The following is a 21,705-nucleotide window of genomic DNA, read 5'->3' as shown; positions in this document are numbered from 1 at the left end:
CAGCGTCGCCTCGTACAACGGAATCGCCTCACCCAACCGCCCCGCCGCCTGGTAGACGGCGGCCAGGTTGTTCCGCGACATCAGCGTGTCCGGATGTTCCGCACCCAGCACCCGCTCACGTGCGGCCAGCGTCGCCTCGTACAACGGAATCGCCTCACCCAACCGCCCCGCCGCCTGGTAGACGGCGGCCAGGTTGTTCCGCGACATCAGCGTGTCCGGATGCTCCACACCCAGTCTTGCGGCGGCAGCGGCGGCGACATCTTTGCCTAGGTCGATAGCCGCCGGATACGAGCCTTTAGCATCGTAATGGTGCGTCAAGCCATTGTTGGCACCGACCACGCGGGCGCCCAGGTCTTCGCTCATCTCGGCGATCACACCGAGCGCTACTCTCGCGTGCGGGGCAAGCACCTGCCACGCATTCCAGTGGGCAGGATCAGCCGGGTCTAGCTGTGCACTCGCGGCCACGACCAGACCGGCCGCCGTCGCCATAAGCGACGGTCGTTGCCCGTCGCGCTCAGCCCGCCACCGGCACACCTCGGCCACCAATGGATGCACTACCAGCCCGTCGCCAGAACCATCCACCGCGACCGAAGCCCCGTCGATAAGGCCCACCGCCCGCAGGCCCGCCAACCCAGCCGCCATCTCCGCACGACCCTCATCCCCGTCGGAAAGCAGCCCTGCTTCCGACAACACCGACGGGTCCAGCATCGGCACCGGCACCACCGAGCCCGGCCCTAGAAACGACAACACGCGCAACACGGTGCGCGCCCGTACCCGCCCCTGCCGCTCCAGGGCGTCCAACGAGATCTCCCACGTCGACATGATTAGCCGACGCGGATCCTGCTCCCCCCACCCCGGCGCACCCTCATCCACCACGCTCAACGACCGATCCGTCAACAGCCGCAGGTAACCGTCCAACCCCACTGCAGCCATCCCTGACCCCAGATACGACCCCGCCAGGTGTACCGCCAACGGCAGCCGGCCCAACCGATCCGTCACCGCCATGGCCGCTTTCATCAGCTCCGGCTCGTCCGCACGGCCTATCCGGTCCAGCAGCATCAACGCCGCCGACCGCTGATCCAACTCACCCAGCGGAAACCACCCCGCCCGCTGCCCCCACACCCGCCTATCCGTCACCCGGCTGGTCACCAACACGACCCCATCACCGGCAGACCGCAGCCACCCCTGACCGCCCGCCACACTCGTACCGGCCGGAGCCAGCAGCTCAGGCACGTCCGCATTGTCAATGACCAACAACCACCGGCCAGGCATCCGATCCAGCCAACCCCACACCACCCCCGCCAACGTCAGATCCGAATCGGCGTCCCTCACCTCCTCTGCCGACGCCCCCGCCTCCCGCGCCACTGCCGACATGCCGGCCACCAGCGTCGCCCCGTCCACCGCCGATACCCACCACACCCGCCAGCCCGACGCCTGAGCCTCCCGCGTGGCCGCCAACGCCACCGTCGTCTTCCCGCAACCACCCATCCCCACCAAGACCCGAACCTGCGACGAATGGGCAGCAGGCGGCGCCAGCAGGTCATTGACTACACCGTCGCGTCCCCGGACGACGACCGGCAGCTCCCCCAGGGGTGCATCCACCCCACCGGCACCGCCGAGCAGGCCAACGCCCTCTGACGCCGGCGGAGCATCGACAACGGACGCAGCCCCGATTGAAGAGCCAGCGTTACGAGCGTCCCGCTCCCGCTGCACCCATACCACCATGACGCCCAACATCGCGATCAGGACCGTCAGGACCAACACCGACGGGAACGGATAGTCCTGAATGACATGCAGACCCCACGGCCACTGACTCTCGTCGCTGCTCGCCTCGTTGACCGCCAGCGCCACCACCGTGGTCACCACCGCGACTAGGACCAGCACCAGAACGAACAGCAGGGCCACAAACCGCCGCGACCACGGCTGACCACGGAAGCTCATCGTCAACGCGATCACACCCCGCCATGACCAGATCACCATTAGCTGACCGCCCATTGAACCGCATCACCCCAGCGACGGCCCATCGGCCACCAGAATCAGCGAAACCCACCCAATGGTCGACCGCCTCAAACCCAGGTGCTGCCGCGCCGCTTCGCGGCTTGCCACCGGGTACCGGGGTCCAGGCGCGCGGGAGAGCCAGCGGCACGGCAAGCCGCCCCCGGCCCGTCGGGCCGGGGGCGGTAAACCACACGCCGCCGGACAACCACCCGCCACCGCCCGGCCGTGCCAGCCACGTGCCAGTAACCCGTGTCCCCGGCGGTCGACAGCGGTCATGATCGGGCATGACCACACCACCGCTGACCAGGCGATCCGGGCAGATCATGACAGCCGGAAACGATCTTCCAAACTGACGGTGCGAGTTCGATTCTCGTCGCCCGCTCCAGCACCACCGGCCCAGGTCGACGGCGTTCTCGCCGAGCCTGGGCCGCTCTCCTTTCAGCCCTCCGTGCCGTGTGGTTGCCCGGTCTGTCACCGTCGAAGCCCTCCCGCTCAGCGGGTCAGACGGCGGTGGGCCACTCGTCCTGCCGCCAGTTCTCGTCCGGCACCGCGAAGTGTGCCGCGCCGGGGCCCGACAGGTAGGCGGCGACCGAGGTCGGCAGCACGTCCGGGTAGTCCGCGTTGCGGACGTCCCGCAGCGAGGCCGTCCCGTCGAACATGGCGATCTGGTATTGCAGGGCCAGGTACTCGAACATGCTGGACGCCGTGAACTGGCGGCGGGCGATCTCCGCGTGCAGGTCCCGCAGGGTGCCCTTGCGCACCAGGTTCCACCGGCGTCCGGATGCAGCCTCGACCTCGTTGCGAAGTTCCAGCATGGAGAGCTGCTGACCGACCACATGCACCTCGCGGCCGGCGGTCCGGGGGTCGAGGGCGATCGCGGCCGTGTACGCGGCGGTGTCCGGGATCGTGGTGATGTCGATCGGGCGGGTGCCGTCGCCCCACACCGAGAAGGTGCCCGCCGCCGGGTCGAGGATCTCGTGGACGTCGGCGAGAAAATACTCCGGGAACGCGCCGATCGACACCGACGTGCGCGCGACCGTCGATGAGTCGAACTCGTCGGCGAACGTGCGGCGCAGGTCGGACAGCACGTTGACCCCGTACCCGTACCCGTGGAGGTTAATCGAGAAGTCCGACGGGATCATCCGGTGCACACCTGCGCGTTCCGCCGCCCGCAGCAGATCCCGTTGCCCGTCGATGATGATCTCCGGGCCACCCTGTACCGCGGACACCACGACCTCCACGCCGTCGACGAGCGGTAGGAGTGCGGCGGTGCCGTCGGTGAGGTCGCCGACGTACGGCGTCAGGCGGGGGTGGGTCGGCAGTTTGTGCTTCGAAGCCCCGCGGACCAGGGCCCGGACGTCGGCGCCTCGTTCCAGCAGGTTCTCGACGATCAGGCTTCCGAGGCTTCCGGTCGCACCTGCTACCAGGACTGTCGTCATCGTCGTCGCTCCTCGGGTTTCTCAGGTGCCCGCAGGCAGGCGCGTATGGCGAGGGATGCTGCCGAACTTTCCGGAGTGGAAGTCGCGGTAGGCCTGTTCGATCTCGGCCCGGGTGTTCATGACGAACGGGCCGCTGGCGACGACGGACTCACCGATCGGCCGGCCCGCGAACAGCAACACGGTGGTCCGCTCGTCCCCGTCGCCGGTGGCCAGCATCAGTGTGGTCGCGTCTCCCCGACCGGTCACGGGATCGGACCAGGCGGTCTGTCCGGCACCCACGGAGCGCCCCCCGATCGTCAGCCGCCCCGCGATCACGTACGCGAAGGCGCGCTCGGCGCCGTCGATGAACTGCCGGTATTCGGTTCGCGGATCGAGGGTGATCAGCGCACCGAGGATGGGCCACTGGTTGATCGCCGGACCGCGTGCGGTCCCGGTCTCGCCCGAGATCACCTGGACGAGCACGCCCGGCTCGGTGTACACGGCCTGCCGGCCGGCCCGGAGGTCCTGGTAACCGGTGGGGACGAACTTCAGGTGCGACGGCAGGTTGAGCCACAGTTGGATCACGCGAGCGTGCTCGGCGCGGGCGGCGACCTCGCGGTGGATGACGCCCCGGCCCGCGGTCATCCACTGCACGTCGCCCGGCCCGAGCACTCCGGCGTTGCCCAGGGAGTCGCCGTGTTCGAGGGCACCGTCCAGGACCAGGGTCACGGTCTCCAGTCCGCGGTGCGGATGCCAGTCGAACCCCGGCTGGTTGACCAGTTCCTCGCCCATCAGCAGGAACGGGTCGGTCCAGGCGTCGTTGCCGGGGGCGATGGCCAGGGTGCTGCGCGCTGACATGGGCGTCGGGCCGAGGTCCACCTGGTCGACGACCCGATCGACCCGCCGGGCCGTCGGTGCGGAAAGTGTGGTCATGATGCCTTTGCCTCTCGTCGGTCGGAGGAAGCGTCCCGCCTACCGACAGGCGTTGGCAAAGGGCATCCAAGTTGCTTACTTTTGAGAAGTGACTTCGCCATCCAGCACGACCGTCGACGAGGACGGCTGCCACCGCATCCTGCGTGCCCTCGCCGTCATCGGCGCCCGTTGGAACGGGCCGATCCTGCTCGCCGGGGCACGCGGGGCACGCCGATTCAAGGAGTACCGGGCTCTCGTTCCGGGCATCTCCGATCCGCAACTGACTCTGCGGCTCAAGCAACTCCAGGAGCGCGGGCTCATCGCACGGACCGTCGTTCCCAGCACCCCGGTCCAGATCACGTACGCCCTCACCGCCGACGCCAGAGAGCTGATCGCCGCCCTTCAACCTCTGGCCGACTGGAGCGAACGGAATCTTCCGAGCGGCGACGCGTGAGGTCCTGTTCTGCTCCACCGCCACGGTGATGCCCGTGACGATCCACGAGGCGGACGTAACCGTCGCAGACATCCTGCCGCTGTCGCCCTGATCGGGTCGGCGGCCTGCTCGCCGCCCTGACCCTCATGGTCACTTCCGGCGCGGGCTGGCGTCGTTCTCGGTGTAGCGGTGTTCGGTCATCCACGTGGTGGCGAAGTCGACGAGCGCACGTTGGGACATCAGGCGGGCCGTGGCGTTGCCGACCCGGCCGATCGTGGCCGCGCCGGTGGCCTCGAAGTCGTCGCCGAGGCGGACGAAGTCGCTCTCGTCGGTGACGATGTCGACCCAGGTCGTCCAGTGGCTGGTGCCGTCCGGTCGGCGGACCGAGGAGCCGGTGGCGGCGCGTGGGGACGAGGGCTGCCGCCACTCGGCCAGGTGCAGCGAGGTGTTGGAGTCGTAGCCGCAGCCGAGCAGGAGGATCTTGCCGTCGCGTCGGTAGACCGCGCCGAGGGGTGAGGTCTCGCCCAGTCCGTCGTCGAGGCGGTGCCCGGCCACGATGTCGGCGGCGTCCGCGCCGAGGGCGGCGAAGGAGAACTGCGGGTGGGTGCTGCGCCGGGCGCCCGGCCAGGTGCGCACCACCTCGGGGACGGCGCCCATCCACCGGCTGGGCGTACGGGACGGGTCGAAGCCGGGGGTCTGCTCGCGGATCACCGGCCACCACGGCTCGGGTACGGGCGGATGCTGCCAGCCGGCCGGGTCGGTGTTGTGCGGTGTGTGCGTGGGTACGACGAGCGTGCCGTCCGGACCGAGCGTCGCCAGCAGGGCGTGCACCAGAGCCTCGATGCCTCCGGCGACGAACCCGAGACTGCGGTTGGACGAGTGCAGGATCAGGACGTCACCCGCGCCGACGCCGAGCGTGTGCAGGTCGGCGCTGATCGACTGGACGGTGTGCGGTCTCGCCTGGTCCATCGGACGTAGTTTATGCCGGAACAGCAGTTTCGGCGGGGAGGAGCGGGCATGTCGGACGAGCCGGAGCCGGGTCTGGTGCCGGAGCACCTGCGGCCGGAGCACGACGACCGCGAGTCGGTGCTGTTGACCGTCGACGGGGAACAGTTCCGGGTGAGCACACAGGCCGGTCGGCCGGGGTCGTACGACTTCGACTGGCTCAGTGGGCCGCACGAGTACGGCTTCGGACTGACCAACTCGGGTGGGCTCGCGTTGACCCGGGACGAGTTGGTGCAGGCGATCAGGGAGTTCCTCGCCGAGATCGACCCGGCGACCGGCTACCTGGCGGAGTGACGGGCTCCGCTGTGGCGGCACGCCGACAGTGGTGCAGGTACGGCGACCGTCACCCGGACGGCGACGAGTGCCGGACGGCGCGACCGGGTAGGCACCGGCCGTGACCTTCTCGATCGTGGGCCGCTGTCGGCGTACCGGTGAGCTGGGCGTCGCCGCGCTCACCGCCAAGCCCGGAGTCGGCAAGCTGGTGACCCATGTCCGCTCCGGTGTCGGGGCCGTGGCAAGCCAGGCCGTGACCAACCCGATCCTGGCGTACGACGGCCTGCCGATGCTCGCCGAGGGCCGGTCGCCGCAGGAGGTGATGGACGAGGTGCTGGCCCGGGACCCGGGTCGCGAGGTACGGCAGGTCGGCATGGTCGACGACCAGGGCCGCTCCTACGCCTTCACCGGCGGGCACACGCTGGACTGGTCCGGCCACCTGGTGGGGCCGGGCTACGCGGTGCAGGGCAACCGGCTGGTCGGGCCGGATCCGCTCGACGAGATCGCGGAGGTGTTCCTGGACAGCCCCGAGCTGGAGTTGGCCGAGCGGTTGCTGCGGGCGATCCAGGTCGGCGAGCAGGCCGGCGGCGACCGGGCGGGTTCGCGGTCGGCGACCGTGACGGTGATCGGCGACCAGCCGTACCCGCTCTGGGACCTGCGGGTCGACGACGCCGACCACCCGGCGAAGGAGCTGCACCGGCTGTTCGAGGTCTTCCACGACGAGATGGTGGAGACGATCCGGAAGCTGCCCACCCGGGAGGACCCGATGGGCGAGACCGCCCGCGAGATCCTCGGCCGAACCACCTGATCAATCCATGCTTGTGGATATCTGGGTACGATCCTGGCTACCGTCGACGCCTCCGCCGGAGAACCCGGCCCGGGGGCGCAGCCAGGAGGAGGACCCATGCCACTCCCCCGTCCGTACCGGCCACATCCGGCCGCCATCCGCGCCTCCCTCGCCGCCCTGCTCACCGCCGCCGTCCTGGTCCCGCCGACCGGCACCCCGGCCGCCGCCGCACCGGCCACCGGCGAGATCAGGTACGCCGACACGGCCACCGCCGTCGCCGGCAGCTACCTCGTCGTGCTCCGCGACGAGGCCACGACGCGTACCGGCGTCGCACCGGCAGCCGTCGCCGACCGGCTGGCCGACCGGTACGCCGGACGCGTCGACCGCGTCTTCACCGCGGCGCTGCGCGGATTCGAGGTACGCCTGAGCGAGCCGGCCGCCCGTCGACTCGCCGCCGACCCGGCGGTCGCCCACGTCGAGCAGAACCGGATCGTGACCCTGGCCGACCCGGGGGTGCAGCTCGATCCGCCGTCCTGGGGACTGGACCGGATCGACCAGCGGTACCTTCCCCTGGACGGCCGGTACGCGTACCCGAACACCGCGCCGGACGTGCACGCGTACGTGATCGACACCGGGGTGCGGGGCACCCACCGTGACTTCGGCGGGCGGGTCGGCACCGGCGTGGACCTGGTGGACGGCCTGCCGGCGGACGACTGCAACGGGCACGGGACCCATCTCGCCGGCACGGTCGGCGGCACGCTGCACGGGGTGGCCAAGCGCGTCCGGCTGCACCCGGTGCGGGTGCTCACCTGTGCGGGCAGCGGCAGCATCGCCCAGGTGATCGGCGGCGTGGACTGGGTCACCGCGAACGCGGTCCGACCGGCGGTGGCGGTGCTGGCGCTGGGCGGTGCCGCGAGCAGCGCGCTGGACGCGGCGGTGACCAACTCGATCGCCTCGGGCATCACCTACGCGGTGACCGCCGGCAGCGCCAACGGCAACGCCTGCGCCTACTCGCCCGGTCGGGTGCCGGCCGCGTTGACCACCGCCGGCACCACGATCACCGACGCCCGGATGCCGTCGGGCAACTACGGCTCCTGCCTCGACCTGTACGCGCCGGGCGCGACCATCACCTCGACCTGGCACACCACGGACACCGCCACCGCCACCATCAGCGGCGGCTCCCCGGCGACCGCGCACGTCGCCGGGTGTGCCGCCCTCGCCCTCCAGGCCAATCCCGGGTGGACCCCGGCGCAGGTCGCCGCCTACCTGACCGGGCGGGCCACGGTCGGCGTGGTCGGCGGGGTGAGCAGCGGCACACCCAACCGCCTGCTCTACTGCGGTCCGTGACCGGCCGCACGGCACCGGGGCCCGCCGCGCATGCCCAACGTGCGGAGAGCACGGACGGGTGCCGTGCTCCGGGGATGAACCGCGTCACGCCGGGTAAGCAGGCAGCCGTCCTGGTGGAGTGACGACCTCGGTCGCGGGCTGCGCGACCGCTTCCGGGCGGGTCGGCCGTACGGTCGGCCCGCCCGGTGTTCGTCGCGGCGTCGGGCTAGCTGAACAGCCAGTTCCAGGCGTCCACGATCCACTGGGTCTGTTGCAGGTAGGCGAGGCCCAGACCGGTCAGGAAGACCGCCGTGACCAGGTGCGCGCCCCGGGCGCTGCGGCGGACCCGACCGAGCTGCCGTTCCAGCACCAGCCGGCCGAGAAGCCGGGTGAGCGCGAACAGGCCGACCCCCACCAGCAGGCTCAGGATGAAGATCAGGAACGGGCCGACCAGATCACCACCGCCCGAGATCGCCCAGATCCCCCAGCACACGAACGCGACCAGCGCGCCGGCCGCACTCCACTCCCCGCCCCGCTTGAGCTGCGCCACGTGCCAGCTCAGCGGGCGGCGCGGCGCAGGCCCGCCCGGCCAGCCGGTGCCGGTGGGCTCGTGGTCCACCACCGGGAACGGCTCGGTGCGCGGCGCGCGGGCACCGACCGAGGCCACACCCCGCCGGTACGGGTCACGTTGGGGCGGAATGCCCGCATCGGACTGCGGCGGCACCTCGACGGTGCGCTCCGCCCACGGCTGCGTCTGGTCGGCCATGTCGTCGTTCCCTCCCCCTGGACCGGCGGCGGCCACCGGCCACCGCTGGAGACTTCGAGAGTAACGAGCGCGCAAATCGGTCGCCCGACCCGCGTCGATCAGCTAGACACGAGCGGTGAACACCTTCGCTCCCACCATCAGCACCGGCCGCCCCGAGGACTACGACGACATCGGCAGGTTCCTCGGCGCGCTGTTCCACCACGCGGTCGACCCCGAGGCCCACGAGACCGAACGGGCGATCTTCGAACCGGGACGCGCCCTGGTGGTCCGCGACGGTTCGGAGCTGGTGGCCAGCGCCGCCGCGTACAGCCGGGAACTGGGGGTGCCCGGCGGCGAGGTGCCGGCCGCGCACGTCACGCTCGTCGGTGTCGCGCCCACCCACCGGCGGCAGGGCCTGCTCAGCGCGATGATGCGCCGGCAGCTCCGGGAGATCCACGACGCCGGGCGGGAGCCGGTCGCGGTGCTCTGGGCCAGCGAGGGGCGGATCTATCCCCGCTTCGGGTACGGCCTGGCCGCCCAACGGTTGATGATCAACGGTGAGACCACCGAGTTGCGCCTGCCGGCTCCGACGTCGGACGAGGGCCGGCTCCGCCTGGACCGGCCCACCGACCGGCAGGCCGACCTCGCGACGGTCTACGACCGGGTCCGCGGCGACCGTCCCGGCTGGTCGGAGCGGGACGAACGCTGGTGGCGGTACGTGCTGACGGACCCGGAACCGCAGCGCGGCGGCGCCACCGAGCTGCGGGTGGTGCTGCACGAGGGGCCGGACGGAGTCGACGGCTACGGGCTGTTCCGCACCAAGAGCGAGTGGCACAACGCCGGTCCGAAGGGCGTGACCACGGTCGACGAGGTGGTGGCGGCCACCCCGGCCGCGTACCGGGCGATCTGGCGGATGCTGCTCTCCATCGACCTGACCCGGCAGGTGGTGGTGCGGCGGGCGGCGGTGGACGAGCCGCTGCTGCGGATGGTGAACGAACCGCGCATGCTGGTCGCCCAGGTCAGCGACGCACTCTGGGTACGCGTGGTGGACGTGCCGGCCGCGCTCGCCGCCCGGCGCTACGCCACCGATGTCGACGTGGTCGTCGAGGTGGACGACGACCTGCTGCCCGAGAACACCGGCCGGTGGCGGTTGCACGGTGGACCGGACAAGGCGGAGTGCACCCGTACCGACGACCCGGCCGACCTCGCCTGCGACGTACGGTGCCTCGGCGAGCTGTTCCTCGGCGGCGTCGGCCTGGCCGCGCTGGCCGACGCCGGTCGGGTACGCGAGTTGCGCCCCGGGGCGCTGGCCGCCGCCGGTCCCGCCTTCGGCTGGCACCGCGCCGCGTCCGCCCTGGAGGTGTTCTGACGGCGGGTACGGTCAAGGGATGGCGGACGCGGAGCGACGACGGCGACGGCACCGGCATCACGGCGGGCAGGACACGCCCGCCGACGGCGGCACCACGGCGACCACCGCGAACGTGCACGACGGCGGTGAGCCGCCACCGCGCGGACGGCGCGGCGGCGGCTCGGCCGAAGACGGCGAGCGGGGCCTACGCGGACTGGTCGGCTCCGGCTCGTCGCAGGTCAACGTGACCGCGGCGATGCGTGCCCGGGACGCCGCCCGGCCCACCGACGAGGACCTGGCCGAGGCGGCCGCCCGGATGGTCATCGTCCGCCGGAACTGGACCCCCCGCGACGAACTCCCCCGGCGCTGACGGCGCCCTTCGGCCGACGGCCGATACGCCTGGCGATTCCGGCCGGAGTCGGCGGCCGAGGCGTCTCCGGGCCCGGCGGCCCGTCCGGGCCGAACCCATCGTTGTGCGGCACCCCGGTCGATCCGGCCGCCGCACGCTCAGGGCAGGTCGGGCAACTGGTGGGTACGCTCGTAGTCGGCCACCTGGGCGATCCGGCGGGCGTGCCGGTCGCTGCCGGAGAACGCGGTGGTGAGGAACGCCTCGACGATCGCGGTCGCCTCGTCCAGCGTGTGCTGGCGGGCGCCGACGGCGACCACGTTGGCGTCGTTGTGCTGCCGCCCGAGCTGCGCGGTCTCCACGCTCCAGGCCAGCGCCGCCCGCACCCCGGCCACCTTGTTCGCGGCGATCTGCTCACCGTTGCCGGAGCCGCCGATCACCACGCCCAGGCTGCCCTCGTCGGCCACCACCCGAACGCCGGCGTGCAGGCAGAAGGCCGGGTAGTCGTCGTCCGGGTCGTAGGCGTGCGGACCCACGTCGACCACCTCGTAGCCCTCCTTGGCGAGGTGGTTGGCCAGGTGCACCTTCAGCTCGAAACCGGCGTGATCGGATCCCAGGTAGACGCGCATACCGGGCAGTCTGTCAGGCCCGCCCCGGCGTACCGAGCGGGGGCCGCACCCCGACCCGCTGAGCGGGAACCCGATTCCCGACTCTCACTGCGGGACCGATTCCACACCCCCGGCGGTCCTTCGCCGGTGACGGCGCGCACCGGCCCGCAACGCGCCTCGGCCCCGCTCGGCCGTGACGGCGGGGCGGGGCCGAGATCGCGTGACGACGGCCGGGCCGAGGTCGGTCGCGCCATGATGACGGGCGGGGCCGAGGTCGGTCGCGCCGTGATGACGGGCGGGGCCGAGGTCGGTCGCGCCGTGATGACGGGCGGGGCCGAGGTCGGTCGCGCCGGGGCGCCGGGCGGGACGGCGTCGGGTCAGGAGCGGTCGGCCAGCTCGGCGACGACCAGGCCACCGCGCGCCTTCGGGGTGAACCAGGTGCTCTTGCGCGGCATCTTCTCCCGAGCCAGGTTGACCGCGACGAAGTCGTCCACGGTCACCGGTGCGACGAGCACCGCCAACTCGGCCCGACCCGTCTCGACCTCACCGGTCAGCCAGCTCGCCGGGTAGTCGCCGCCGACGTAGGTGATCCGCTTGTCGCCCGGGTCCAGCCCCAGGGCGTCGCGCAGCAGCAGCCGCTCGACCAGGGCGTGGTCCAGGTTCTCCAGCCGGTTGGCGCCGGTGTGCGGCAGCGTCACCGCGTACGCCCGGCCGGGAAGCTGGAGCACGACGGTGCCGCCGGTCGCCGGGACCTCGACCGGGCCGGTGACCTCGGTGACCTCGGCACCTGCGGCCCGCAGCCGGTCGAGCAGCTCGTCGGGCGTGGTGGTCAGCTCGCTGACCAGGCGGTTGTACGGCTGGATGGCCACCGAGGCGGGCGTGGTGACGACCGCCAGGAAGCGCGGCAGACCGCCGGTCTGGGCGGCCAGGCTGCGGTGGTTGCCGTCGGCGACGACCAGCTCGCCGCCGCCGGCCAGCGTGGTCAGCTCGTCCTGGCGCGGACCCGGCCCGAGCAGCCAGATGGCGTGGGTACGGCCGGACTGGTCGGTGTCGGTGGCGGCCGGCGCACCGGCGGCGTCGGTGGCGGCGGCCAACGCGGCGTGCAGCTCGTCGCCCCGCCCGGTCTGCAACAGCAGCACCGGCGAGAGCAGATGCCCCAGCGTCTCGGCCAAGGCGACGCGCTCGCGCACCTTCGCGATGAAGACGTCCTCGTTGCGGATGACCAGACCCGGCTCGTCGGCGCGGGTGGAGATCTGGTCGGTGTCGACCATCACCCACAGCCCGTACGCGGACTCCTCACCGGGGGCGCTGATGCGGTACAGCACCACCACCTGCTCGGCCGGTGTGTAACTACCGTCGGCCTTCGCCTCGGCCAGCCGGTTCACCGCGTCCGGCAGGGCGTCGGCGAAGGACTTGCCGAGGCTCTCCGGAGCCCGGTGCGGCATCTCGATGCCGAGGGCACTGTGCGGGTTCGCCTCGATGATCGCGGTGATCTCCGCGTCGTCGGCGAACTCGTCGTAGTTCTGGGCGCCGGTGCCGCCCGTGGTGATCCAGGCCCGGTTGATCGGGTGCACGACCGTCATGTCCGCTGACGCTACCGGCGGCGGTGACCGCGCCCCCCGCCGACCCGCAAGCCGTCCACCAGTTGGCCGCAGGTCGGCGGCAGCTCGGCGGCAACTCGGCGCAAGGAAGGGCACCTTGTTAACGCCTCGTGTAGAGCAGGGGACCCCTGTTAACGCTCAGGCTCGGTGCGCCGTTGATGCCGCCCGGGGGCGGCCGACGCCGGCGGGCGGACGACTACTGCCGGCGGGTGGGCGTCCGCTGGCGACCGACGCACGCCTGTCACCCGTGGAAGGGCGTCTGCCGGCGACGGGCGCACGCTTGTAATCGGCGGGCGGGCGTCGACAACGCGGCGGGCGGCCCGACCTGGCGGTGGGCCCTGATCGCGCAGATCGCGGTCCGGCGGGGTCAGGCGGGAGGTGGCGGGCACCCGAGCCACGCCCACCACACCCGAACCGGTCGACAACCGGTCCAGTACGTCGGCAGGTCCCTTTCTGGGGGCGGGCCAGCGCAGGTCGGCCGCCTTCCGCTCCGTGCCGCTGCCGCGTTCCTCCCACCACTGAAGGTCGTCGACGGGCGCACGGTGCTTGGCCATGGCTACCTCCACGAGCTGCGGTGCGCGGACGGCAACCGTGGCTACGCGCTGCCGGATCGCCGCTACGGACACCTGGTCAAACGAGCCCACGGAGCCAGCGGTGACGCGAGCCGCCGACGGCATGGCGGCACCGCCGTTAGGAGGGGTCCCCTGCTCTACCGGAGGCGTTAGCAGGGGACCCTTCCTTTCACCAAAGCCGTTCGTTTCACGGGAGCCCTCGGGCCGGGGCTCACGGGAGTCGAGGTCAGTCGAAGATGGGGTCGATGTCGCGGCTGCGCTTGAGTTCGAAGAAGCCGGGCGTACCGGCGACCAGCATCACGCCGTCCCAGAGTCGGCCGGCGGCCTCGCCCTTGGGGGCCGGGGTGACCACCGGGCCGAAGAAGGCGACCTGCTTGCCGTCCGGACCCGGGGCGTGCACGACCGGGGTGCCGACCTCGGTGCCGACCGGGCGCATCCCCGCCTCGTGGCTCTCCCGCAGCGCCGCGTCCAGGGTGGTGTCGTCGGCCGCCGAGGCCAGCGCCGGGTCCAGCCCGGCGTCGGTCAACGCGGCGGCGTACAGCTCCGGCCCGCGCTTCTCCTTGCCGAGGTGGATCCGGGTACCCATGGCGGTGTAGAGGTTCCGCACGGCGTCCGGGCCGTACTGCTGCCCGACGGCGATGCAGACGCGGACCGGGCCCCAACCGGTCTTCATGATCTCCTGGTACGCCTCGGGCAGCTCCCGCCCCTCGTTGAGCACCGACAGGCTCATCACGTGGTAGCGGACGTCGATGTCGCGGACCCGCTCCACCTCCAGCAGCCATCGGGAGGTGATCCACGCCCATGGGCAGATCGGGTCGAACCACATGTCGACGCTGGCACGCTCGTTCACGTTTAGGTCCCTTCGCAACGGAGATGCCGATTCGACCGGCCTATCACGCATCTTTACTCCGCATCGCTGCGATCGGCCGGTATTGGACCGCGTGACCTCGCCCACCGACGGCTCTTGACACATGGAAGACTCAGGCTCGGACCGGCCGTCACGAGCGGTCGACGGCTGAGGTGACCGTGACGTGCGGCGATAGTGGGATGGAGACGAACGTGCCGGGAGTGCGCAACCTGACACAGGTCGAGGCGACCGAGCGGGCCCGACTGCTCGACGTGACCGGGTACGACATCAACCTGGACCTGTCCAGCGCCGTACACGCGGCCGGTGGCCGCACCTACCGATCGACCACCGAGGTGCGCTTCCGGTGCAGCGAGCCGGGCGCCAGCACGTTCATCGAGGTCGCCGCGGACTCGGTACGCTCGGCGACGCTCAACGGCGACCCGGTCGACCTGACCGACTGGTCGGCCGAGAAGGGGCTGACCCTGACCGGCCTGGCCGAGGAGAACACTCTCGTCGTCGACGCCGACTTCGCGTACTCCACCTCGGGGCAGGGTCTGCACCGCAGCGTCGACCCGGTCGACGGCGAGACCTACCTCTACTCGCAGTTCGAGACCGCCGACGCGCAGCGCACGTACGCCTGCTTCGACCAGCCCGACCTGAAGAGCGTCTACACCTGGCACGCCACCGTCCCGGAGCACTGGAAGGTCGTCTCCAACATGCCGGTGGAGCGCGAGGAGGCGGCGGGTGAGGGTCTCAAGACCCTGCACTTCACCACCTCACCGCGGATGAGCACCTACATCACCGCGCTCTGCGCCGGGCCCTACCACGAGGTCAGGTACGCCCACGACGGCATCGACCTGGGCTACTTCTGCCGGGCCAGCATGGCGCAGTACCTCGACGCCGAGGACCTGAACCTGATCACGACGCAGGGCTTCGACTTCTTCCACGAGCAGTTCGGGGTGCGCTACCCGCTGCCCAAGTACGACCAGGTCTGGGTGCCGGACTTCAACGCCGGCGCGATGGAGAACTTCGGCTGCGTCACGCACGCCGAGTCGTACTACCTGTTCCGCTCGCAGGTGACCGACTACGAGTACGAGCAGCGGGCCAACACGATCCTGCACGAGCTGGCGCACATGTGGTTCGGTGACCTGGTCACCATGCGCTGGTGGAACGACCTGTGGCTGAACGAGTCGTTCGCCGAGTGGGCGAGCCACTGGTGCAACACGCACGCCACCCGCTTCACCGAGGCGTGGACGACGTTCCTGTCCATCCGGAAGAACTGGGGATACCGGCAGGACCAGCTCTCCTCCACCCACCCGGTGTACTGCGAGATGCCGGACCTGGAGGCGGTCGAGGTCAACTTCGACGGCATCACGTACGCCAAGGGCGCCAGCGTGCTCAAGCAACTCGTGGCGTACGTCGGCGAGGAGCCGTTCCTGGCGGGTCTGCGGGCGTACTTCGCCAAGCACGCCTGGGGCAACGCCACCTTCGACGACCTGCTCACCGAGCTGGAGACCGCCTCCGGGCGCAAGCTGCGCACCTTCGCCACCCAGTGGTTGGAGACGGCGCAGGTCAACACGCTGCGTCCGGAGCTGACGATCGGCGAGGACGGCACGTACCAGCAGGTCCTGGTCCGCCAGGAGGCACCGCAGGGTCACCCGACGCTGCGGACCCACCGGATCGGCGTCGGCCTGTACGACCTCACCGACGGTCGGCTGGTGCGCCGCGAACGGTACGAGGTGGACGTCGACGGCGAGTCGACCGAGCTGACCGCACTCGCCGGGGTGCGGGCGGCCGACGTGCTGCTGCTCAACGACGACGACCTGACGTACACCAAGCTGCGCCTGGACCAGCGCTCGATGGCGACCGTGGTGCAGCACATCGCCGGCTTCGAGTCGTCGCTGGCCCGCGCGCTGTGCTGGACGGCCGCGTGGGACATGACCCGCGACGCCGAGCTGGCCACCCGCGACTACGTGGCGCTGGTGCTGGCCGGGTTGCCGGCAGAGCGGGACATCAATCTGGTCACCGCCACGCTGCGCCAGGTCAGCACCGCCATCACCTTCTACGCCGACCCGGACTGGGCGCCGACCGGCTGGGCCGACCTGGCCCGGACCGCGCGGACCGCGCTCGCCGCCGCCGAGCCGGGCAGCGGCTTCCAACTGGCCTGGGCCCGGGCGTACGTCTCGGCGGCCCGCTCCGGGGAGGACCTGGCGGTCCTGCGCGGCTGGCTGGACGGCTCCGAGGTGACCGCCGGGCTGACCATCGACACCGAGCTGCGCTGGAGCGTGCTCCAGGCGCTGGTCGCCAACGGTGTCGCCGGTGTGCCGGAGATCGAGGCCGAGCTGGCCGACGACAAGACCTCCAGCGGCGAGCGGGAGGCCGCGTACGCGCACGCCCTGCTGCCCACCGCGGAGAACAAGGCTGCGGTGTGGGCCCAGCTCACCGGTGCCGAGGCGCTGCCGAACTGGCGGAACCGGGCGTTGTTGCAGGGCTTCGGTCACCCGGCCCAGGTCGAGCTGATCACGCCCTACCGGGACCGGTACTTCGCCTCGGTCGGGCAGGTCTGGGCACGCCGGGACAGCGAGCCGGCACAGGAGTTCGCGATGCTGGTGTACCCGGCGTACCTGGTCGACGAGGACACGGTCGAGGCCACCGACGCCTGGTTGGCGCAGGAGGGCCACCCCGGTCCGCTGCGCCGGCTGGTGGCCGAGGGCCGCGACGGTGTGGTCCGGGCGCTCGCCGCCCGCGCCCGGGACGCCCGCAGCGCCTGACCCGCCCGTGCGGCGGGCCGGTCGGCCCGCCGCACGGGCGGGAACGCCGCACGGACACGAGAGAGCCCGGTCCCACGTCAGGTGGGGCCGGGCTTCGTCGTACGGGAACGGTCAGGCGTTGCCGGCGTACCGGGAGAGCTGGTCGAGCCCCTGGATGATGCCGCCGGCCAGGTCACCGCCGCCGAACGAGGCCACCATCGACAGAGCGGCGATCTTGGCGTACGTGTCCGGCACCCGCTTGCGGGCGTGCCGACCGGTGACGATCTCCAACTGCCGCTGGTTGGGCGAGACCGCGATCAGCACCGAACGGTCGGGGTCGGCGAGCTGCCGGTGCAGCCGCTCGGCGTGCTCGCGCACCGGCTCGTCGAGGCCACCCACGAAGACCGAGAAGGTCAAGCCGGTGGTCTGGTCGGCCAGACGCAGCGCCTCGTCGATGCGCAGCAACTGGCGGGTCGAGAACGGGCCGTCGAGCACGTCGGGCGGAGTGCCCGCACCGGTCTCGGGCTGCTTCTCACCAACGGTCACTTGCGCCTCCGGTCCCACCGGCCGGCGCCTCGACGCCGGCCTGCTCCTGCTTGCGGCTGCTCAGCGCGGGCGCCTGTGCCCCCGCCGCCAGCGCGGTGCCGGCCGAGTCGGCCAGTTCCTCCGGCTTGCCGAGGAACCACACCGGCGTGAAGCTGAAGGGTCGGCCCGGCCGGTACCGCTTGGCACCGCCGCCGCTACCGCCGCGGCTGCCCGCGTAGACGAGGCCGGCGATCACCAGCACGACGGCTACCGGGATGCCGACGAAGACCAGCAAGGTGTCGGTTACAGACAATCCCAACGCCCCCAGGCGGAAAGAGAGAACTTCGACCGGGCCGGGTGGCGGGTCACCGAGGTGACCTCCCGACTCCGCTGCCATTCACGTTAGCGGAGCCCACGCCCCGCCAGACCGGCGGGTGGCGATCCCACCCGCCACTCGAACCCTCCAGTTGCGCAGCCGTCGCGATCAGTCTCGCGTCCTCGCCGTACCGACCGGTCAGCAACACGCCCACCGGCAACCCCTCGGCGGTCACCCCCATGGGCAACGAGACCGACGGCTGGCCGGTGACGTTGAAGACCGCACAGTACGGGGAGAACCGCCGTTGCAGGTCGAAGTCCTCCTCCGGCGTACGCCCCTCGGTGAACCAGCCGACGGGTGCCTGCGGGGCCGCCAACGTGGGACAGAGCAGCAGGTCACAGTCGGCGGTACGGCGTGCGCCGAGGCGTACCTGTGCCTGGAGTTCGCCGAGTGTGGCGCTGAGCGTCCCGGCGGAGATCCCGCCGCCCCGCGCCCTCAGGAAGCGGGTCAGCGGCAGCAGGTCGGCCTCCCGCTCGGGCGGCACCGGCGCGAGCGCGAGGACGTACCAGACGACCTCGAACAGCGGCCAGACCTCGGGCCCGAGTGGCGGTGGCACCTCGACCACCTCGTGGCCTGCGGCGGTGAGCAGCGTCACGGCCCGGTCCACCGCGGCGACGCAGTCCGGGTGGACCGGCTCGTCGGCGAGCATCGGCGCGGTGAACCGGCCCACCCGCAACCGTCCGGGGTCGGCCGCGCGGGCGGCGCCCAGGTGGCCGCCGACCGGCGGCGGTGGCGGCAGGTACGGCTCGCCGGGCACCGGTTGCGCGAGCACGTCGAGGAACGCGGCCACGTCCGCGACGGTACGACCGATCGGCCCGCTGGTGGGCAGTCCGAACGCGCCGGAGCCGAGCGGACCGCCGGACACCACGCCCCGGCTCGGTTTGTAGCCGATCAGACCGCACAGGGCGGCCGGGATGCGTACCGATCCCCCGCCGTCGGAGCCCTGGGCCACCGGCACCAGACCGGCCGCCACCGCCGCCGCCGCGCCGCCGCTGGAGCCGCCGGCGGTGTACGCCAGGTCCCACGGGTTGCGGGCCGGCGGGGCGACGAGCCCCTCGGAGTAGAGCGAGCAGCCCAGCTCGGAGGTGGTCGTCTTGCCGAGGCTGACCAGGCCGGCGGCCCGGACGAACCGCACCACGTCGGCGTCGACCGGCGGGACCAGGTCGGCGAAGGCGGCCGAGCCGAAGGTGGTGCGGACGCCGGCCGTCAGCGTCAGGTCCTTGATCGCGGTGCCCACGCCGTGCAGCGGTCCGCGCCGGGGTGGCGGGGTGGCGTCGGCCGCCCGGGCGGCCTCGCGCGCCGCGTCGGCGGTGACCGTGACGAAGGCGCCGACCGTGTCGCCGAGGGCGTCGATCCGGTGCAGGTAGTGCTCGACCAGTTCCAGGCTGGAAGACTCGCCACGACCGATCGCGGCGGCCTGCTCCAGCGCGGTCAGGTCGTGCGGCTCGGCCATGTCGTCATCCTGCCGTCCGACCAGGTCCGTTGCACCCGTCACGCGCCGGAAAGGCGCGGCCGGGGGTGTAAGCAGGGGACCCCTGCTATGCACGAGGCGTTAGTAGGGTGCCCTTCCTTGCAGGAAGTGCAGGGCGTTGCCGGCGAGCAGCCGGGCGCGCTCGGCGTCGGTGAGGAAGTCGGCCTCGTGCACCACCCGGCCGGCCGGACGCTCACCCAGCGGGTACGGGTAGTCGCTGCCGAGCAGCACCCGGTCCACGCCCATGGTGTCGACCAGCAGGCGCAGCGCCGGGGTGGAGAAGACCACCGAGTCGACGTAGAACCGGTCCAGGTAGCTGCTGGGCGGGGCGGCGGAGGCACCGCGCACCAGGTCGCCCCGGCGGTGCCAGGCGTTGTCGGCGCGGCCCAGCCAGAACGGGAAGCTGCCGCCGCCGTGCGCGAAGCAGATCCGCAGCGTCGGCGGCACCCTGTCGAACACGCCGCCGAGGATCATCGACAGCACCGACAGATGCGTCTCGGCGGGCATGCCGGTCAGCCAACGCGCCATCCACCGGTCGAGTCGGGGCCCGCCGGGCATGTCCCACGGGTGTACGAAGACCGGCGCGCCCACCTCGGCGCAGTGGGTCAGGAACGCCACGATGCCGGCGTCGTCCAGGTCCCGGTCACCGACGTGGTTGCCGATCTCCACGCCCACGTGCCCGGCCGCCAGGCAGCGGTCGAGTTCGGCGCAGGCGGCGTCCGGGTCCTGCAACGGCACCTGGCAGAACGGCAGCAGCCGGTCGCCACCGGCCGAGGTGACCTCCAGGGTGAGGTCGTTGAAGATCCGGGCCACCCGGACCGCCTGCTCGGCCGGACGGTCGTAGCCGAAGAACACCGGAGTGGGCGAGACCACCTGCACGTCCACCCCGTCGGCGGCCATGTCGGCGAGCCGCGTCGGCACGTCCCAGCACTCGGCGCCGATCGGCCGGAACTCGGTCTCCCCCACCATGATCATGGCCGCGCGTTCCGAGTCGACCCGCAGCCAGGGCCAGCCGGACCCGCCGCAGGCCGCGGCGAGGTCCGGCCATCCCCTGGGTACGACGTGGGTGTGCACGTCCACCACGGTGGGTGCCGCCATCGTCAGCCCTTGCCCGGGTGCAGCGTGCCGCACCGCTCGCAGGTCCGCGCCGCCTCGTCGGCGTAGAACGCGCCGAAGACCGGCGGCAGGTCGGCGGCGATGTCGCGGACCTGCAACTCGACCTCGTGCACCTTGTGCCCGCACTCGGGGCAGTACCACTGGAACTTCTCCAGCGTCCCCTCGGCGCGTACCCGCTCCACCACCATGCCGATCGAGCCGGGCTCGGGCCGCTGCGGCGAGTGCGGGGTGTTGCGCGGCAGCATCCACATCTGACCCTCGCGCACGTGCACCGTACGCGGCCCCTCCGGGGTCATCAGGTTGATGTGCATGTTGCCCTTGACCTGGTAGAAGAACTCCTCGTACGGGTCGACGTGGAAGTCGGTGCGCTGGTTGGGCCCACCCACCACCATGACGATGAAGTCGTCGGAGCCGGGGAACATCTCCTTGTTTCCGACCGGCGGCTTGAGCAGGTGCTGGTTGTCGGCGATCCAGCCGGGAAAGCTGAACGGCTCGGCGATCTCACTCACGACTACCTCCTCCGGGAAGCAGGGCCACGGCTTGCATCTCGATCAGCAGGTGGGGATGCGGCAACTGGTGCACGGCCACGGTCGTCCGGGTCGGCCCGGTGGCGTCGAAGAACTCCGCCCACACCTGGTTGTACCCACCGAAGTCGTTCATGTTGACCAGGTACGACGTCACCTGCACCAGGTCGGTCAACTCGGCGCCGACGGACCGCAGCAGGTCACCGATGTTCTCGATGACGGCGCGCGTCTGCACCCGGATGTCCAGGTCGGTGGTCCCGAACTCGTCCACGGACACTCCGGCGAAGCTGTTGTCCGGCAGCCGCGACGACGTCCCGGACACGAACACGAACCCCCCGGCCACCTTCACGTGCGGAAAGGCCCCCCGAGGCACCGCCTTCCCGGAAACCACCCGCCCCGATTCAGCCCCCACACCCCACCCCCACCACAACGCGAACCCCAACCACCCCAGCCGCACCCCCACCCGACGAAGCACCACGAACGCCCACCACCCCAGCCGCACCCCCACCGGGCGGAGCAACGCAAACGCCCACCACCCCAGCCACGACCTCACCGGGCGGAGCGACGCGAACGCCAACCACGTCAGGGGTTCCGGGCAGCCCGACCGGCGCAGGGATCAAGCCTGACCGCCCGGAGCCGGTCGGGCTGCCCGGAACCCCCACCACGCAACCAGGCCCAAGACCGAGACCCGACCCCGACCCCGACCCCGACCCCGACCCCGAAA

General features: G+C 71.7%; 21 protein-coding genes. 7 read left to right on the top strand and 14 right to left on the bottom strand.

Features of this window, described 5'->3' with window-relative positions; all coding sequences use genetic code 11:
• From ACIBMZ_RS28495 to ACIBMZ_RS28485, 3 genes are all read right to left on the bottom strand, one after another.
• Positions 1–1,995: tetratricopeptide repeat protein (locus tag ACIBMZ_RS28495; protein WP_396699038.1), on the bottom strand; the 1,995-nt coding region annotated here is incomplete at its 3' end.
• 503 nt (positions 1,996–2,498) lie between these two features.
• Positions 2,499–3,437 carry an NmrA family NAD(P)-binding protein gene (locus tag ACIBMZ_RS28490; protein WP_396699036.1) on the bottom strand — a complete coding sequence of 313 codons (939 nt, stop codon included), beginning with the start codon at positions 3,435–3,437 and terminating at the stop codon, positions 2,499–2,501.
• 21 nt (positions 3,438–3,458) lie between these two features.
• On the bottom strand, positions 3,459–4,349 hold the full coding sequence (locus tag ACIBMZ_RS28485; RefSeq protein WP_396699034.1) for a pirin family protein: 891 nt from the start codon (positions 4,347–4,349) through the stop codon (positions 3,459–3,461).
• An 88-nt stretch (positions 4,350–4,437) separates the two neighbouring features.
• Here ACIBMZ_RS28485 and ACIBMZ_RS28480 point away from each other — a divergent pair, with 88 nt between their 5' ends.
• A complete protein-coding gene (locus tag ACIBMZ_RS28480) occupies positions 4,438–4,782 on the top strand; it encodes a winged helix-turn-helix transcriptional regulator (protein WP_396699032.1) in 345 nt (114 codons plus the stop codon).
• 129 nt (positions 4,783–4,911) lie between these two features.
• On the opposite strand, the gene ACIBMZ_RS28475 is transcribed toward ACIBMZ_RS28480, so the two are convergent.
• The gene (locus ACIBMZ_RS28475; RefSeq protein ID WP_396699031.1) at positions 4,912–5,730 is read right to left on the bottom strand and encodes an aminoglycoside N(3)-acetyltransferase; all 819 of its coding nucleotides are present in this window, start codon (positions 5,728–5,730) and stop codon (positions 4,912–4,914) included.
• Positions 5,731–5,778: 48 nt separating this feature from the next.
• On the opposite strand from ACIBMZ_RS28475, the gene ACIBMZ_RS28470 reads away from it, so the two are divergent.
• The 3 genes from ACIBMZ_RS28470 (at position 5,779) to ACIBMZ_RS28460 (ending at position 8,173) form a co-directional block, all read left to right on the top strand.
• Complete coding sequence (locus tag ACIBMZ_RS28470) at positions 5,779–6,060, top strand: hypothetical protein (protein WP_396699029.1); 282 nt, start codon at positions 5,779–5,781, stop codon at positions 6,058–6,060.
• Between the two features lie 100 nt (positions 6,061–6,160).
• Positions 6,161–6,847, top strand: a complete 687-nt coding sequence (locus tag ACIBMZ_RS28465; protein WP_396699027.1) for a DUF1028 domain-containing protein — start codon at positions 6,161–6,163, stop codon at positions 6,845–6,847.
• Between the two features lie 96 nt (positions 6,848–6,943).
• Entirely contained in the window at positions 6,944–8,173 is a 1,230-nt protein-coding gene (locus tag ACIBMZ_RS28460) for a S8 family serine peptidase (RefSeq protein WP_396699025.1), read from the top strand.
• A gap of 205 nt (positions 8,174–8,378) precedes the next feature.
• On the opposite strand, the gene ACIBMZ_RS28455 is transcribed toward ACIBMZ_RS28460, so the two are convergent.
• A complete protein-coding gene (locus ACIBMZ_RS28455) occupies positions 8,379–8,918 on the bottom strand; it encodes a hypothetical protein (protein WP_396699023.1) in 540 nt (179 codons plus the stop codon).
• Between the two features lie 115 nt (positions 8,919–9,033).
• Here ACIBMZ_RS28455 and ACIBMZ_RS28450 point away from each other — a divergent pair, with 115 nt between their 5' ends.
• Positions 9,034–10,266, top strand: coding sequence for a GNAT family N-acetyltransferase (locus ACIBMZ_RS28450; protein ID WP_396699021.1), 1,233 nt, complete (start codon positions 9,034–9,036; stop codon positions 10,264–10,266).
• A gap of 19 nt (positions 10,267–10,285) precedes the next feature.
• Positions 10,286–10,615 (top strand): hypothetical protein, encoded by a 330-nt coding sequence (locus ACIBMZ_RS28445; protein WP_396699019.1) that lies wholly within the window; start codon positions 10,286–10,288, stop codon positions 10,613–10,615.
• Positions 10,616–10,752: 137 nt separating this feature from the next.
• Here ACIBMZ_RS28445 and ACIBMZ_RS28440 read toward each other — a convergent pair whose 3' ends face one another.
• The 3 genes from ACIBMZ_RS28440 to ACIBMZ_RS28430 all read right to left on the bottom strand — a co-directional run bounded on the left by ACIBMZ_RS28440 (position 10,753) and on the right by ACIBMZ_RS28430 (position 14,198).
• On the bottom strand, positions 10,753–11,220 hold the full coding sequence (locus ACIBMZ_RS28440) for a ribose-5-phosphate isomerase (protein WP_396699018.1): 468 nt from the start codon (positions 11,218–11,220) through the stop codon (positions 10,753–10,755).
• A 356-nt stretch (positions 11,221–11,576) separates the two neighbouring features.
• Positions 11,577–12,782 (bottom strand): DUF1015 family protein, encoded by a 1,206-nt coding sequence (locus tag ACIBMZ_RS28435; protein ID WP_396699016.1) that lies wholly within the window; start codon positions 12,780–12,782, stop codon positions 11,577–11,579.
• Positions 12,783–13,598: 816 nt separating this feature from the next.
• A complete protein-coding gene (locus tag ACIBMZ_RS28430) occupies positions 13,599–14,198 on the bottom strand; it encodes a disulfide bond formation protein DsbA (RefSeq protein WP_396699086.1) in 600 nt (199 codons plus the stop codon).
• Positions 14,199–14,440: 242 nt separating this feature from the next.
• On the opposite strand from ACIBMZ_RS28430, the gene pepN reads away from it, so the two are divergent.
• The gene (pepN, locus tag ACIBMZ_RS28425) at positions 14,441–16,990 is read left to right on the top strand and encodes an aminopeptidase N (RefSeq protein ID WP_396699014.1); all 2,550 of its coding nucleotides are present in this window, start codon (positions 14,441–14,443) and stop codon (positions 16,988–16,990) included.
• Between the two features lie 111 nt (positions 16,991–17,101).
• Here pepN and ACIBMZ_RS28420 read toward each other — a convergent pair whose 3' ends face one another.
• The 6 genes from ACIBMZ_RS28420 to ACIBMZ_RS28395 form a co-directional block, all read right to left on the bottom strand.
• A complete protein-coding gene (locus ACIBMZ_RS28420; protein WP_396699012.1) occupies positions 17,102–17,515 on the bottom strand; it encodes a DUF5130 family protein in 414 nt (137 codons plus the stop codon).
• Positions 17,502–17,789, bottom strand: coding sequence for a hypothetical protein (locus tag ACIBMZ_RS28415; protein WP_396699084.1), 288 nt, complete (start codon positions 17,787–17,789; stop codon positions 17,502–17,504). Before ACIBMZ_RS28415 ends, ACIBMZ_RS28420 begins: the two co-directional genes overlap by 14 nt.
• A gap of 70 nt (positions 17,790–17,859) precedes the next feature.
• Positions 17,860–19,323, bottom strand: a complete 1,464-nt coding sequence (locus ACIBMZ_RS28410; protein WP_396699010.1) for an amidase — start codon at positions 19,321–19,323, stop codon at positions 17,860–17,862.
• Positions 19,324–19,422: 99 nt separating this feature from the next.
• The gene (locus tag ACIBMZ_RS28405; RefSeq protein WP_396699008.1) at positions 19,423–20,439 is read right to left on the bottom strand and encodes an amidohydrolase family protein; all 1,017 of its coding nucleotides are present in this window, start codon (positions 20,437–20,439) and stop codon (positions 19,423–19,425) included.
• Between the two features lie 2 nt (positions 20,440–20,441).
• Entirely contained in the window at positions 20,442–20,966 is a 525-nt protein-coding gene (locus tag ACIBMZ_RS28400) for a 3-hydroxyanthranilate 3,4-dioxygenase (protein WP_350700438.1), read from the bottom strand.
• Entirely contained in the window at positions 20,959–21,423 is a 465-nt protein-coding gene (locus tag ACIBMZ_RS28395; protein WP_396699082.1) for a RidA family protein, read from the bottom strand. Before ACIBMZ_RS28395 ends, ACIBMZ_RS28400 begins: the two co-directional genes overlap by 8 nt.
• Positions 21,424–21,705: the final 282 nt, after the last annotated feature.

Origin of the sequence: Micromonospora sp. NPDC049900 (assembly GCF_044461025.1) — a bacterium.
Lineage (GTDB): Bacteria > Actinomycetota > Actinomycetes > Mycobacteriales > Micromonosporaceae > Micromonospora.
This window is presented reverse-complemented; position numbering and strand designations above follow the sequence as displayed.

What these genes read in the sequence shown, in the direction of transcription:
- ACIBMZ_RS28490 (WP_396699036.1), bottom strand. Translation starts at nt 3,437, where the DNA reads ATGACGACAGTCCTGGTAGCAGGTGCGACCGGAAGCCTCGGAAGCCTG.
- ACIBMZ_RS28485 (WP_396699034.1), bottom strand. Translation starts at nt 4,349, where the DNA reads ATGACCACACTTTCCGCACCGACGGCCCGGCGGGTCGATCGGGTCGTC.
- ACIBMZ_RS28475 (WP_396699031.1), bottom strand. Translation starts at nt 5,730, where the DNA reads ATGGACCAGGCGAGACCGCACACCGTCCAGTCGATCAGCGCCGACCTG.
- ACIBMZ_RS28470 (WP_396699029.1), top strand. Translation starts at nt 5,779, where the DNA reads ATGTCGGACGAGCCGGAGCCGGGTCTGGTGCCGGAGCACCTGCGGCCG.
- ACIBMZ_RS28460 (WP_396699025.1), top strand. Translation starts at nt 6,944, where the DNA reads ATGCCACTCCCCCGTCCGTACCGGCCACATCCGGCCGCCATCCGCGCC.
- ACIBMZ_RS28455 (WP_396699023.1), bottom strand. Translation starts at nt 8,918, where the DNA reads ATGGCCGACCAGACGCAGCCGTGGGCGGAGCGCACCGTCGAGGTGCCG.
- ACIBMZ_RS28445 (WP_396699019.1), top strand. Translation starts at nt 10,286, where the DNA reads ATGGCGGACGCGGAGCGACGACGGCGACGGCACCGGCATCACGGCGGG.
- ACIBMZ_RS28440 (WP_396699018.1), bottom strand. Translation starts at nt 11,220, where the DNA reads ATGCGCGTCTACCTGGGATCCGATCACGCCGGTTTCGAGCTGAAGGTG.
- ACIBMZ_RS28435 (WP_396699016.1), bottom strand. Translation starts at nt 12,782, where the DNA reads ATGACGGTCGTGCACCCGATCAACCGGGCCTGGATCACCACGGGCGGC.
- ACIBMZ_RS28430 (WP_396699086.1), bottom strand. Translation starts at nt 14,198, where the DNA reads ATGTGGTTCGACCCGATCTGCCCATGGGCGTGGATCACCTCCCGATGG.
- ACIBMZ_RS28410 (WP_396699010.1), bottom strand. Translation starts at nt 19,323, where the DNA reads ATGGCCGAGCCGCACGACCTGACCGCGCTGGAGCAGGCCGCCGCGATC.
- ACIBMZ_RS28405 (WP_396699008.1), bottom strand. Translation starts at nt 20,439, where the DNA reads ATGGCGGCACCCACCGTGGTGGACGTGCACACCCACGTCGTACCCAGG.